This is a genomic window from Wolbachia endosymbiont of Litomosoides brasiliensis (assembly GCF_013366805.1).
Taxonomy (GTDB): Bacteria; Pseudomonadota; Alphaproteobacteria; order Rickettsiales; family Anaplasmataceae; genus Wolbachia.
The window spans coordinates 1-13876 of sequence record NZ_WQMO01000020.1 but is presented as its reverse complement, the minus strand read 5'-3'; the positions used below and the strand labels follow the sequence as shown (position 1 = coordinate 13876).

The window sequence follows — 13876 nt, the reverse complement described above, 5'->3', positions numbered from 1 at the left end:
ATATAAACAGAACATTTTGCGTAATTAAAGTCTATAATAAAATTGCTTTGCTTAAGAGCGCTTTTTGCAAATTTATTCTCTCTTTCTCACTCTGCAATGTCGCTTGTTTGATCTATTAACAGTGGGAATTGGTATTAGCTTCATAATTACGACCAATTTTTGCTTAAGCGTTAAGAAATTATCAAATGAAAAAAGGCCATAGTTAATATCTATTTAAAGACATTAGAGTTTTTATGTTTTGAATACTTAATAACTGCAACTCAGCTGCCTTTCATTACAACTAACCTTTAATCACAAATGTTTGAAAATTTTTATTAGACAGAAAAAAGGCAAGAAAACTTCGCGGTAGGAGTTACTTGCTCTCTAGTCTTTAAATTTACATACTAAAGCGCTCTACAAGCGTGTTTTAGTTTATATTAAGTGAAAGGTTAGAAGTATTGTTAAGACATAAGGTACGTATAGTGCAAAAAATTGAACATAAAACGCCAACTATGTGATAACTCGTCATTTAATCTGCACAGATTAAAGATAATTGAATATGTTCAGTTCTAACGATTTAAAGGAGCTAGCAAGGTTTGTCAAGTAGTTTTTGTACCTAGGGTATTCTTCGTGTAAATATTATACCAACAATCCACTATTTTTCTTATGTCTCGTGGCTTGGTTTGTGGACCTATACTGACTCTGATTGAACACTCTGCTTGTTCTCTTGTTGCCCCCATTGCAAGCAAAACATGAGAAGGCTCAACCTTTCCAGAAGAACACGCAGAGCCATTACTGACCGCAATGTTATTTAAGTCAAAATGCATGAGCTGCACATCACTTGTCACTCCCGGCATATAAATGAGGCTCGTGTTTGGCAGCCTTTTAGAGTTTTTGCCAAAGATTTTGGTACCACTGGCAAGATTCAGTAACTCATACTCCAATTGATCACGCAGCTTCTTTATTTCGTCCATCTTTGATAAGAGATTTTGAATGCCTTGCAATGCAGCTGAAAGACCTGCAATTGCAACAATATTTTCCGTGCCACCACGCAATCCTTTTTCTTGTCCACCACCTACTATGATAGGTTCTATCACGAGGTCTTTATTGAATATTAAAACCCCGCTACCCGCTATACCACCAAATTTGTGGGCAGATAAAGTTAGTAAATCCATCCCTAAATCTTCCACATTAACCTTGATTTTCCCAACACTTTGAGCAGCGTCAGTGTGATAGATTGCTTCGAATTTATGTGCTATTTCAGCTATTTCCTTAACGGGTTGAACAACTCCAGTTTCGTTATTGGCCATTGTAACTGAAACTATCACTCTGTTCCCTTTAAGTTCACTTAGAATTCTTTCTAGCGCCAAAAGATCGACAATGCCTTCCTGATTAACGGGTATTATATGTGGATTGCACGCAGAATTAAGAATTGAGGGATGTTCTACAGCTGAAATCACATGTTGAAAGCCCACTATCCCTCTCATAACAAGACTATTTGTTTCAGTTGCACCAGACGTAAAAATTATTTCTTTATTACTTGGAACGCTAATAGCACTACGAACATTACCCCTTGCATCCTGAAGAATCCTTCTTGCTTCTTGTCCCTTTTTATGTAATGATGAAGGATTAAGAACCTGTCTTGATAGGACTTCAAGTATACTCTTTTTTACATCATCGCTAACTGGAAAAGTTGCATTATAGTCAGCGTATATGTAATCACTACTTTTTTCTAAAGAAAATGGATTGAAAGGTTCATTTGTCACTTAATTAACCTGCTATTAACTAATATATTAGCTTTAACACGATAAAAAGCTTGTTGCAAGAACAGTAAAATTAATACATAATTAACACATGCACAATTTATATATCTGTTAACCGGTCTTCATTTAGGAACTGCCATGGTAGAAGTTTTTTTGAATAACGCAACAAAAAAGATAGAAGGTGAGTATCACCAGAGCAAAGAAATCAACGCACCAGTTGTGTTAATTTTACACCACCACCCTCAATATGGGGGCAGTATGGATAGTAAAATGATACATAGTATATACACATCTTTTATAGATAATAATTTTTCTGCATTGAAAATTAACTTCCGCGGTGTTGGAAAGTCTACCGGAACCTTCGATAAGGGTATAGGGGAATTAACTGATGCTGCAATAGCTATTGATTGGCTTCAAGAACATAATCCTAGTAACGTTCCAATTTGGATTGTTGGTTTTTCTTTTGGAGCATGGGTAGCTATGCAACTGACAATGCGTAGACCTGAGATAGTAGGTTTTATTGCTCTTTCCCTTCCAGCAACAAAATATGATTTCTCTTTTCTCTCTCCATGTCCAGTTCCTGGGCTTATCATACAAAGTAGTAATGACACACTTTCAGAAGAAAGTGATGTAACGGAATTAGCAAGAAGGCTGATAAACTCAGTAAAGAGCGGTCACATGGAGTACCGCATTATAGATGACACTAACCACTTCTTGAGAGACAAAGAAGAAGAAGTAACTAAAATTATAGACAATTATGTAAGATTGCGCTTGAATAGTGCAGCTATCTCTTCTCAAAAGGTTAGAAAAGAGATGAGAGTAAAAGAGTGTGCTTAATTAGAAAAAGGTTTAATCATGTTTAAGAAATTATTATTATGTGTTTTAGTTACCCTTGCACTACAAGGGGGCTGTCCTAAGCCACGCAAATTAAAAAGTCCATGTATAAAAGGCAATGAAGAAAGCACTTCGTGTAAATTATATTCTGTCAATAATCACTGGCTAGGTAAGTACAAGTTAGTAGCTAAATAGATTCTACCTATTTATAATTTTACTAACAATCCATCTTCTAATTGCAAAATATAATCTGCCTTTTCTGCAAGAAGATGGTTGTGTGTTACTATAAGCATAGAGCTGTTATTTTCCTTTACGTACGAATACAATAGTAAAAACACATTTAAAGAATTTGTTGGATCCAAATTTCCTGTAGGTTCATCTGCAAGTAAAAGTTTTGGAGAATTCACAATGCTTCTTGCAATTGCAACTCTTTGCCTTTCTCCGCCAGAAATCTCAGATATCATACTACTTGCTTTGTTTTCCAGACCAAATTTCTCTAACACTACTTGCGCATTTTTTATTGCTTCAGCTTTGCCTTTTCTTGCAATTAGTTGAGGAAGAATAACATTCTCCAATACTGATAACTCTTGTAACAAGTAGTGAAATTGATAAATAAAGCTGAGAAAACTCCTCCTCATGTGGGTTTTGAGCTTATTACTGGCTTGTGTGCAGTTTACTCCATCTATTGTAACTACCCCTGAAGTTGGCTTATCTAATAAACCTGCGACTTGCAATATAGTTGTTTTTCCCGAACCAGAACTGCCAATTAATGCAACTACTTGTCCTTTTGCAATACTTAAGTTGATACCTTTTATAATAGCAGAATTTCTTTTGAAGCTCTTACTTATAGAAGTTAGCTTTAGTGCTATATTATCACCCATATTAAAAAACTCAAGAGGCACCTAAACTCTGGTAATTAATTAAACTGAGAAGCTATTACCACATCCACACTGAGACTTAGCAAGAGCATTCTTTACTTGAAAACTAGAACCACTTAAATCTTCAGTGTAATCTATAATTGAATTATTTAAAAACTTTGCCGAACAATTATCTACCATTAACACAGGGTTTCCATCCTTGTCATTAATTACTATATCTTTGCTTCTTCTACTAAAGCTAGGGTGGCCTCTATAGTCCTCGCTTTCTTCATAATCATCACCTTCGTCATCAAATTCATCATCTTCATCATCTTCATCATCTTCACTCAAGGATAGGTTTTTATTTATTTGGTCCATGAGGAAATTGTATTTGAAGCCAGAGCATCCACCGCCTGAAACTGCGACTCGCAAAATAGAACTCTTATCCTTTTCCTGCTCCACAAGAGAGTGAATTTTCTTTAATGCGCTGTCAGTTAAGTTAATATTGTAATCTATTGACATAGTCATCACCATTTATTATTTTTATAACTTATTATAGTAGAAATTTTACATGTCAAACAATAATTTTCTATTAAGTTACGCGTGCTTCCCAAATAAAACAAGAGGAAGATACTTTAAAGAGAAAGAAGATGAAAACCGCAGCTGTTTTCAGCGTGATAGAGATCGCATTGTTCATTCTAATGCGTTTAGAAAATTGGAGTACAAAACACAAGTTTTCATTAATTATGAACATGACTACTATCGTACTCGGCTTACCCATAGCCTTGAAGTTGCACAAATTGCAAGATCTATCGCACGTAGACTTGGTTTAGATGAGGATATTACTGAATGCATAGCACTCGCACACGATCTTGGTCACTCTCCATTTGGCCATACAGGCGAAAATGCTCTAAAGAGGGCAATTCAAGATCTGAATCTTGATAACGAGAAATATGAATTTGACCATAATGTTCAGGCTATAAGGATTCTAACTTATCTTGAACAAAAACATGCTGACTTTGATGGCATGAATTTAAGTTGGGAAGTAGTTGAAGGAGTTGCAAAGCATAATGGCCCCTTGCTTGGTCAAAATGCAGTATCTTATACAAATAATCAGCTATTGCTAGAATATAATGAAAAATATAATCTAAAACTTGAAGAGTTTTCAAGCATTGAAGCACAAGTTGCCTCAATTGCCGATGATATTGCTTATAGCGTTCATGACCTTGATGATGCATTGAGAGCGAATTTAGTAATTATTGAAGACTTGTTTAATGTTCCTTTAATTGGAAGAACGTTTAAAGACATAAAAAGTGGGTATTTAGAATTACCTCAGAGCAAACTTATACATGAGTCATTGAGTAGGATTATAGGAATTATGATAAGTGATGTTGTTTCCCAGACAGAAAAAAATATTGAAGATTACAAAATAAAAAGTGTAGAAGACGTAAGAGGTCTAGATAAAATGCTAGTCACATTTTCACCAGAAATTGCAAATGCTACAAAAGAAATAAAGAAATTTAACATGGAGAAAATATACAGAAGTTACAAACTTAATAGAACAATGAACAAAGCAAAACGTATAGTAAAGGAGCTTTTTCACTGTTTTTATGAAAATCCATGGTTATTGCCTGCAGAGTGGAGCAAGCTTGCTCATCAATTCCAGCGTTCAGTAGTAATATGTGACTATATCTCGGGCATGACAGATAGATTTGCTATACACGAGCATAGAAGAATTTTTGATACCTCATATGAAATGACTTCTTTCTAATGATTGACAACTATTTTATGTCAATTGCATTAAAGCTTGCAGAAAAAACTCTGGGGAATGTTGCGCCAAACCCTGCTGTCGGGTGTGTCATTGTAAAAGATGGGGTGGTGGTTGGTAGTGGCTATACAGGAATCGGTGGGCGCCCACATGCAGAAGTGGCCGCTTTGCAAAGTATTAAAGGTTCAATTCATGGTGCAACTATGTATGTTACTCTTGAGCCATGCTGCCATTATGGAGTTACAGGGCCCTGCACTGCGGAAATCATAAGATCAGGAATAAAAAGGGTAGTGATTGCAGCGATTGACCCTGATAAAAGAGTTTCAGGTGGTGGTGTTAAAGCTTTAGAAGAGATGGGAATTGTAGTAAAACAAGGGATTATGCAAGAGGAAGCGGAAAAACTGAATGCCGGCTTTTTCACCGCTAGGAAATTACACAGACCATTTATAGTTTGCAAAATTGCAACAACTCTTGATGGAAAAATTGCAACATTTACAGGTGATAGCAAATGGATAACAAGCGAAAACACAAGAAACTGGGTACATGAGCTCAGGGCAAAATATGACGCGATTATGATTGGCAGTAATACTCTTATTAATGATGATCCGATCTTAACGTGCAGATTACCAAGACTTGAAAATAGATCGCCAATAAGACTAATCGTAGATAGCCAGGAAAGATTAAAGGAAAAGCATAATATTGCAAGGACTGCAGACAAAGTAACAACTTGGGTAATAACAAATAAAGAAGTAGAGAAAAAAATAAAAAATGCTAACTATTTGATAGTTAACTCAAATGACAAACCTATTTCAGCGTCACATGCTGAGATGACATCGAATCAAGAGGAATATAGTGCAGATAAAATCTGCCTAAAAGATATGGCATTAAAACTTGTTTCAGAAATTGGTATAACAAGGTTGCTAGTTGAAGGTGGAGGAATATTAATCACAGAGCTATTAAAGTATAATTTAATTGACAGGTTGATAATCTGCCGTAGTGGTAAAGTTCTAGGCAATGACGCCACTCCTTTTATAGGAAATTTGGGAATTCAGTCCATTAATAACTGCTACCAATTTAAGAAAGTGGAGGTGGTAGACTTTGATGAGGATATAGTTGAAGTTTGGGATAAATTACAGTAGTTTTTATATGCTGAATAAAAGAAATAGATAGAAAATCTATCTAGTAGTGAGTTGTTGATTTTTAACTGAAACTGTGGTTAAGTTATCTAGTTTTGTTTGTATAACTTCAATCTTTTCGTCGACGTAAGTCGTATCAGCTTTTGCGTCCAGTGCATTTGTTATACTAATCCTCACTATTAGTAATTAGTAGGTCAAATAAAAGCGATATTGCAGAGTTGTTTAATTGCAGAGTGAGAAAGAGAGGTAATAAATTTGCACAAAGCACTCTCAAGCAAAGCAATTATATCATAGACTTTATTATGCAAAATGTTCTGTTTTATATATAACTAAAGTCTCTCAATAGGAGAGAGCTCAGCTGAGTAAGGTATATAATCTTCGTATTTTAGGTGTCTTTGAATGTTTTGACTTATGCTAACTAGTACAATCCATGATAAAAAAGGCTTTTTGTGTTTTTAAATATTGCAACGTTTGTTCAAGAAATATATTCATACAATCAGTGTTGACATTAGGTACAAATAAGCTAGAACTCTCCCTATTTCTAGGGTTATTTGCATTATAGAGATAAAAATTTTGTCTGCCTAATTTTACTTTAACCTGTATTCTAACGCCCTTTTTAAACCTCCATGTTCAACTTTCAAATGCGTGCTAAACCGCAATTCATCAAAGATAAGCAACTTTTTTCAGAACACTTACCAATAGTCTCGTTAAGTTTTTTTTAACTCTTCCTACCCACCTTATATCTTGTTTATTGTGAATTGTTCTTGGCATAGTATGCGAAAACTTCATTTTTTGAATATTACGGTGTATTGTAAACTTGCTGATATTCAAGCCAAATTTTTCCTGGGTTCTTATTTTCATTTCTTTAATGGTGATATTAGGATTTTCTTGTATTCATAAAATTATGCTGTTCCTAAAATGCAATATATTTTTGCTACGCTGTTATACTGTGCTTTCTTGCTGCACTTGTAGCATTTAGTTTTTTTGTAACATATGCGTTATTTTATATTTCCTTCAGCATTTCTTTTGCTGGTTCCATGGCTTTTTTCATCCAATAATTTCAATGCCATTTAACCCTGCTATTTTATTTACTTCAGCATGCTTCTTTTCCATTATTGTCTATCCATTCCTTGTGTAGTAGGAATTAGTATAAGAACCGAGAAGCCTTTCTTATCATGGATAATGCTAGTTGGTATAAGTCAAAAAGTTTAAAGATGCCTAAAAATATGTAGATTATATACCTACCACTATACTTAGCTGAGCTCTCTATCTATTGAGAGACTTTAGTTCTATATAAAACAGAACATTTTGCATAATAAAGTCTATGATATAATTGCTTTGCTTGAGAGCGCTTTGTGCAAATTTATTACCTCTCTATTTTTACTCTGCAATTAAATAACTCTGCAATGTTACTTATTTAACCTGCTGACAATGAGAATTGGTATTAGCTAGAGTTAGCTCTATCGAGGATTTAAAATTTTGCTTGCATACGGCTCTCTTTAATCAAAGTACAGAATTTCTTAGTAAGCTCTTTTCCAAATTCAAGAGTAGTAAAGATAAAAAATTTGATGATTGCATTAATGAAATGCGTGTACAAGGTCACTTGCCGTTGGGTGCTGCTATCAATTCGTACAATATTGATCTTGTGGGCCTGTTCTTAGAGAATAGTGCTAACTCTAACGTAAAAATATTTCTTGAGTATACTTCTATTATGTTATTCTGAAGTTGTCACATGTGGTAACATCCTAAAATTACTTTTAGAGTGCAGTGCTGACTCTAATCTAATATAAGTATATGGTCTTGCATCCATTAGATGCAGTGCACATGATAAGTTCTATGAAGTTGCAGAATCGCTTTTAAGAATATAGGGCTAATCCTAATATACAGAATATATTTGATAGTACTCCGCTATATGAAATACTACATTGTAGTGAGTATGAATGTGAAAAAGAAAGAAACTTAGCATTATTTTTGAAGTATGGTGTAGATCTTAATGCAGACGATTCTTCTGCAAAAAGTTACTACGAAGGAGATTCATAGAACTCACTTCATATTTTGCTAATAGTGGGGTAACAAATTGCATTGGGGTACTTATTTTGCCGTACATCAGCAATGACAAAGTTAAAAAGTTGATAGCTGAATATGGTGTTGATAGGCGCTATGTCATCAGCCAAACTGGGCTCGCTTATTGTTGCTTAGTGGTCGCTTCTACTACTTTGTTTAGTATAGCTCTTTCATGATATTGTTATATACCGACAGCAAGCACTTGCCACGTATTTCTTCATTAAAAAGGCCATGCAGACTGCATTTTTCGCAAAAATAAAGGAACCTTCTCCCAAATTTGCTGAAGTTGTTACTGAAAGATTAGTAAATAATGTTAGGCTAAATGTTGAAAATAACCTTAAAGAGTCGGCAATGTACTGACTTAATTCACGGGTATCAAAGGTATCAAAAAAGTTCTTTTTTAAAAAACTTAAGTTATACTTATAAGTATTTGGTACCTTAAAATTATAGTGATTATGTCAGATTTGAGAAATAACTCCTGCTTTTATGGTGATAATGCAGAATTTGTAGAAGACATGTATAACCGTTATCTGCGGGGCGATAAGTTAATCGGGGAGGATTGGTATAGAATTTTTTCAAGCGATTTAGAAGTTAATAAAGCAGAACCTTGCAGTGTGCAGCATGTAGCTAAGATGAATGATTCAGTGGCAAATTTTTTTAGATCTTACGGTCATTTTTTTGCAGATTTTAATCCATTGTTACCAAATGTGAATAAAGAAATAGATTATCAGAAATATTCGGATCTCTCTCCAGCACATGATCCTGGAATCTATAGAGATATTTACTGCAAAGACATCGGTTTTGAATTTATGCATATCTCGTCTTATGAAGAGAGAATGTGGCTGCAGGAAAAGATTGAAAATCAAACCTATGCGTTGAGCTCGCAAGATAAAAAGGAAATGCTTAGACACTTAATAGAGTCTGAAGTATTCGAACAATTTCTCCATATGAAATTTCCTGGATATAAGCGTTTTTCTATTGAGGGTGGGGAATCAGCTATTGTTGCAATTGAGAGAATTATTAGTGATTCCACGACTTTTGGTATTGAGGAAATAGTTCTTGGTATGGCTCACCGTGGACGGCTTAACGTTCTAACCAAGGTTATGGGAAAAGAATATGCAGCAATGCTATCTGAATTCCAAGGCAATCTTGCGTATCCAAGCAATCTTGAAGTATCTGGCGATGTTAAATATCACCTTGGTTATTCTTCTAATCGAACACTTGCTAACGGCAAGACAATACATTTAAGTTTGTGCCCTAATCCATCTCACCTTGAAGCGGTCAATCCAGTTCTAGCTGGGAGAGTAAGAGCAAAACAAAAGATAAGATCTGTGCTTGGAATATCAATTCATGGTGATGCGGCTTTTATTGGTCAAGGGGTGGTTAGCGAAACCCTGACCTTAAGCAATATTGAAGGGTATAAAGTAGATGGTATTATACACGTTGTCATTAATAACCAAGTTGGTTTTACTGCTAATCCATGCTGTGCACGGTCATCTTCTTATTGCACTGATGTAACTAAATCTATAGAGGCTCCAGTGTTTCACGTAAGCGGAGATAGTCCTGAAGCTGTAAATTTTGTTGCAGGTCTGGCGATGGAATATAGGCAAAAATTTAAGAAAGACGTGGTGATTGATATAGTATGCTATCGCAAATATGGCCACAATGAAGGCGATGAGCCTAATTTTACTCAGCCGCTCATGTATAAAACAATATCAGAGCATAAAACTCCAGGAACGCTATATGAAGAGAAGTTGACTGCAGATAAAGTATTAAGTGATAATGAAGTAAATAAATTACGCAATGAGTTTAGGGCAAGATTGGATAAAAGCCTTGCTGAATCAGTGGCTTATGCTCCAAAAAAAGCTGACTGGTTTGATGGAGTGTGGTCAAAATTAAGAAGGGCAAGGTTGAACAATCTGAACGAATATCATACAGATTCTGGTGTCTCACAAAGTGAGCTAAAAAAGCTAGGTGTACTCATAAATAGCAATATTCCAAGTGGTTTTAATATTAATAATAAAGTTAGAAAAATATTTGATGGAAGAATAGAGAATATAAATTCCGGTAACAATATAGACTGGGCAACGGCTGAGAGTCTTGCATTTGCATCTCTGCTCACAGAGGGAATAGGTGTGCGTCTTTCAGGACAGGACTCCAGTCGAGGCACTTTCTCACACCGCCATTCAAGGCTTATTGATCAGGTGACAGAAGAAGCTTTTGTTCCACTAAACAATATAAATAAAGGACAAGCTCACTTTGAAATTATAGATAGCACTTTATCAGAGTATGCTGTAATGGGCTTTGAGTATGGATATAGCCTTGATTCTCCATATTCACTAGTGCTTTGGGAAGGACAGTTTGGTGATTTTGCAAATGGTGCGCAAATTATGATCGACCAGTTTATTGCATCTGCAGAAACAAAGTGGTTGCGATCAAGTGGTTTGGTCTTATTGTTGCCTCATGGCTATGAAGGTCAAGGGCCTGAGCATAGCTCTGCGCGCATAGAAAGGTTTTTGCAACTCTGTGCGGAAGATAACATGCAAATAGTTAATTGCTCTACTCCGGCGAATTACTTTCATGTTTTACGCCGACAAGTTCATCGAGACTTTCGTAAACCTTTGATAGTATTTACACCTAAATCGCTATTGCGTCATAAAAGAGCAGTTTCTAGCTTATCTGACTTTAAAGGAGGATTTCTTATGGTAATTCAAGAATATAGGAAGAATTTAGTTTCGGATGATAAAGTGCGTAAAGTTGTAATATGCAGTGGTAAGGTTTATTACGACATAATTAAGGTATGTGAAGTACAAAAGATAAATGATATAGCAGTGATACGGTTGGAACAGTTCTATCCATTTCCTGCTGATAAGCTAAGTATTGAGCTTGAAAAGTATAAGAACGCTGAAATTATATGGTGTCAGGAAGAACCAAAAAATATGGGAGGGTGGTTTTTTGTCAATCCATTAATAGAGGAGGTATTGCCTAGCCTCAATATTCAAGCGAAAAGACTTAAGTGCATCGCAAGACCTGCTTCTGCGTCCCCTGCATGTGGTTATGCTGATGTTCATGCTCAGCAACAAGAGAAGATTTTAAGGCAAGTTATTAAGTAGCCTCACAAGTGCTTATGCCAATTCTAATTGTCAGTAGGTCAGATAAGTGATATTGCAGAGTTATTTAATTGCGGAGTGAGAAAGAGAGGTAATAAATTTGTACAAAGTGCTCTCAAGCGAGGCTATTCTATTATAGACTTTATTACGCAAAATGTTCTGTTTTGTATACAACCAAAGTCTCTCAATAGAATTAAGCTCAGGTGAGTATGGTGGTAAGTATATAATTTCGATATTTTTAGTATCTTTAAACTTTTTAGCTTGTACTAACTAGCACAATCCATGATAAGAAAGGCTTCTCATATTCTTAAAATTGCAACATTTGTTCAAGAAATATATTCGTACAATCAGTAAAGAAGCCTTACTGAAGTAAGTAAAATAGCGAGGTTTAAATAGCGTTTGAAATCAAAATTTTTGGATAAAAAGTTGTGGAATAGGCAAAAGAAGTGTTGAGGAAAGTGCAAAATAACGTATATGTTGCAAAAAAAATAAATGCTGTAATTGTAGCAAAAAAGCACAATATAACAGCCGTAGTAAAAATATGCTGCATTTCAAGAACAGTACCAACTGCATGGATAAAGTACCTAAAATTTGGAAAAGGAGTAAAATTGTTTGCTCCCTCAACGCTATAAAAAAGAAGTATAGATACAAGGAAACCATAATATTGCCATTAAAAAAATGAGAATAGTAATCCAGGGAAAATTTGGCTTAGATATCAATAAGTCTATAATACACTGTAATATGCAAAAAAATAAAGTTTTCATATATTACGCTAAGGCCAATTTACAATGAACACAAGATAAAGGTAGACAGGAAGAATTTTAAAAAACTTAATGAGAATTGGTATAAGCATCCTGAACAAGAGTTATTTTTTTTGATGAATTGCAGTTTGGCACATTTCGGAAGTTGGACAAGTAGTTTAAAAAAGGCGTTAGAATACGGGTTGAAGCAAAATTAGGTGGACAAAAATTTTTATCCCTACAGTGCAGTTAATCCTAGAAATGGAGGGAGTTATAGCTTATTTGCACCGAATGTCAACACTAATCGTATAAATATATTTCTTGAACAGATATCACAATGTTTAAGGACGCGAGAAGCCTTTTTTATTATGGGTTTTGCTAGTTGGAATAAGTCAAAAAATTTGAAGGTATCTAAAAATATTGAGGTTATATATTAGCACCATACTTACCTGAGCTCAATCCTATTGAGAGACTTTGGTTGTGTATAAAACAGAACATTTTCGTAATAAAGTTTATGATACAATTGCTTTACTTGAGAGCGCTTTGTACAAGTTTATTCCTCTCTTTTCACTTCGCAATTAAACAACTCTGTAATGTCATTTATTAGTCCACTAACAATGAGAATTAGTATAAGGAAGACAAAGAAAAACGATAAGAGGTTCAGCTTTTAAAAGGAATGCTGAAAGAAGGTAATAAGAAACAAGTTAACAGTAATACAGTTAATAAAAAAGGTAAAGTTGTTGAAGCACCAAGCAAAGATAACAAAAAGGAAAATACTAAATGCAATTCTTAGGTTTATCATACCTTTTTTTAAGTGAAAATGCGGTCTCTAAAGGAAAAGACAGCGATGCTTTCACGGCCTCTCTAGTTTGTTACTTGGTAGCTATTAGCCTTACTGCTTCTACGTAACACTTATGCTCTTCAGCTAAGATGCGTTCTGAGAGGCTATGAATATTATCATTTGGTAATACTGGTACAGCAGCTTGCGCAATTATAGTTCCAGCATCAACTTCAGGAGTAACGTAATGTACAGTACAACCCGTAATTTTTACACCTGCTTTTAGTGCTTGCTCCTGAGCATTTAGGCCCTTAAAAGAAGGAAGTAAAGAGGGATGAACATTTATAACTTTGCCATGCCATTTACTAAGAAAGTCAGCTTTGAGAATTCTCATAAATCCTGCAAGGCAAACCAAGTTTGCCTCATATTGAACGAGTATTTCATGAATTTTGTTAACGTCAAGTGGTTTGTTTTCAACAACAAACGTTGGCATTCCTGCCTGCTCTGCTACTTTTAGACCAGTAGCTTTATTATTATTTGAGATAACACATGCCATTTCTGCAGGAAAGCTGTAATCTTGACATGCTTTCATCAATGCTTGCATGTTTGATCCCCTATCTGAAATTAATATTCCTAGTTTTATCTTTTTCATCATTTGCAGTTAATTTAGAGTCTAGTGTGAGAATTAATATTAGCAGAGCAGTTCGGAAGGAAAACTTATTTTATAGTGAAGAAATAACCTGCTTATACCAATTCCACTATAGAAGGAACGGATAGATAATAATGGAAAAGAAGTCATGCTGAAGCAAGTAAAATAACAAAGGTTTAAATGGCGTTAAAATCAAAA

The 13876-nt window shown here is 34.9% G+C and carries 11 protein-coding genes and 1 pseudogene; 6 read left to right on the top strand and 6 right to left on the bottom strand.

Annotation, left to right across the window (positions count from 1 at the left end):
* Positions 1-578: 578 nt before the first annotated feature.
* The gene (locus GO684_RS04275; RefSeq protein WP_175939203.1) at positions 579-1745 is read right to left on the bottom strand and encodes a cysteine desulfurase family protein; all 1167 of its coding nucleotides are present in this window, start codon (positions 1743-1745) and stop codon (positions 579-581) included.
* Positions 1746-1880: 135 nt separating this feature from the next.
* On the opposite strand from GO684_RS04275, the gene GO684_RS04270 reads away from it, so the two are divergent.
* Together GO684_RS04270 and GO684_RS04265 are read left to right on the top strand one after the other, a co-directional pair.
* Positions 1881-2579 (top strand): alpha/beta hydrolase, encoded by a 699-nt coding sequence (locus GO684_RS04270; RefSeq protein WP_175939201.1) that lies wholly within the window; start codon positions 1881-1883, stop codon positions 2577-2579.
* An 18-nt stretch (positions 2580-2597) separates the two neighbouring features.
* Positions 2598-2771 carry a type IV secretion system protein VirB7 gene (locus GO684_RS04265; RefSeq protein WP_175939199.1) on the top strand — a complete coding sequence of 58 codons (174 nt, stop codon included), beginning with the start codon at positions 2598-2600 and terminating at the stop codon, positions 2769-2771.
* Between the two features lie 11 nt (positions 2772-2782).
* On the opposite strand, the gene GO684_RS04260 is transcribed toward GO684_RS04265, so the two are convergent.
* Complete coding sequence (locus tag GO684_RS04260) at positions 2783-3457, bottom strand: ABC transporter ATP-binding protein (RefSeq protein WP_175939210.1); 675 nt, start codon at positions 3455-3457, stop codon at positions 2783-2785.
* 39 nt (positions 3458-3496) lie between these two features.
* Positions 3497-3955, bottom strand: coding sequence for a HesB/IscA family protein (locus tag GO684_RS04255; protein WP_175939209.1), 459 nt, complete (start codon positions 3953-3955; stop codon positions 3497-3499).
* Positions 3956-4004: 49 nt separating this feature from the next.
* On the opposite strand from GO684_RS04255, the gene GO684_RS04250 reads away from it, so the two are divergent.
* Entirely contained in the window at positions 4005-5204 is a 1200-nt protein-coding gene (locus GO684_RS04250) for a deoxyguanosinetriphosphate triphosphohydrolase (RefSeq protein ID WP_175939197.1), read from the top strand.
* Positions 5204-6340 (top strand): bifunctional diaminohydroxyphosphoribosylaminopyrimidine deaminase/5-amino-6-(5-phosphoribosylamino)uracil reductase RibD, encoded by a 1137-nt coding sequence (gene ribD / locus GO684_RS04245; RefSeq protein ID WP_175939195.1) that lies wholly within the window; start codon positions 5204-5206, stop codon positions 6338-6340. Before GO684_RS04250 ends, ribD begins: the two co-directional genes overlap by 1 nt.
* A gap of 660 nt (positions 6341-7000) precedes the next feature.
* Here ribD and GO684_RS06070 read toward each other — a convergent pair.
* Positions 7001-7198: a hypothetical protein gene (locus tag GO684_RS06070; RefSeq protein WP_410543313.1), complete on the bottom strand. Its 198-nt coding sequence runs from the start codon at positions 7196-7198 to the stop codon at positions 7001-7003.
* Between the two features lie 1658 nt (positions 7199-8856).
* Between GO684_RS06070 and GO684_RS04235 the strand changes: the two genes are divergently transcribed.
* Positions 8857-11514, top strand: a complete 2658-nt coding sequence (locus GO684_RS04235) for a 2-oxoglutarate dehydrogenase E1 component (protein ID WP_175939193.1) — start codon at positions 8857-8859, stop codon at positions 11512-11514.
* 60 nt (positions 11515-11574) lie between these two features.
* On the opposite strand, the gene GO684_RS06065 is transcribed toward GO684_RS04235, so the two are convergent.
* A complete protein-coding gene (locus GO684_RS06065) occupies positions 11575-11700 on the bottom strand; it encodes a hypothetical protein (RefSeq protein ID WP_410543314.1) in 126 nt (41 codons plus the stop codon).
* A 210-nt stretch (positions 11701-11910) separates the two neighbouring features.
* On the opposite strand from GO684_RS06065, the pseudogene GO684_RS04225 reads away from it, so the two are divergent.
* A pseudogene (locus GO684_RS04225) lies at positions 11911-12858 on the top strand (IS630 family transposase).
* A 265-nt stretch (positions 12859-13123) separates the two neighbouring features.
* Here GO684_RS04225 and purN read toward each other — a convergent pair.
* Positions 13124-13681 (bottom strand): phosphoribosylglycinamide formyltransferase, encoded by a 558-nt coding sequence (gene purN / locus GO684_RS04220; RefSeq protein WP_175939205.1) that lies wholly within the window; start codon positions 13679-13681, stop codon positions 13124-13126.
* Positions 13682-13876: the final 195 nt, after the last annotated feature.

Coding starts and splice junctions, on each gene's coding strand:
- GO684_RS04270 (WP_175939201.1), top strand. CDS start 1,881: ATGGTAGAAGTTTTTTTGAATAACGCAACAAAAAAGATAGAAGGTGAG.
- GO684_RS04265 (WP_175939199.1), top strand. CDS start 2,598: ATGTTTAAGAAATTATTATTATGTGTTTTAGTTACCCTTGCACTACAA.
- GO684_RS04260 (WP_175939210.1), bottom strand. CDS start 3,457: ATGGGTGATAATATAGCACTAAAGCTAACTTCTATAAGTAAGAGCTTC.
- GO684_RS04255 (WP_175939209.1), bottom strand. CDS start 3,955: ATGTCAATAGATTACAATATTAACTTAACTGACAGCGCATTAAAGAAA.
- GO684_RS04250 (WP_175939197.1), top strand. CDS start 4,005: ATGTCAAACAATAATTTTCTATTAAGTTACGCGTGCTTCCCAAATAAA.
- ribD (WP_175939195.1), top strand. CDS start 5,204: ATGATTGACAACTATTTTATGTCAATTGCATTAAAGCTTGCAGAAAAA.
- GO684_RS06070 (WP_410543313.1), bottom strand. CDS start 7,198: ATGAAAATAAGAACCCAGGAAAAATTTGGCTTGAATATCAGCAAGTTT.
- GO684_RS04235 (WP_175939193.1), top strand. CDS start 8,857: ATGTCAGATTTGAGAAATAACTCCTGCTTTTATGGTGATAATGCAGAA.
- purN (WP_175939205.1), bottom strand. CDS start 13,681: ATGAAAAAGATAAAACTAGGAATATTAATTTCAGATAGGGGATCAAAC.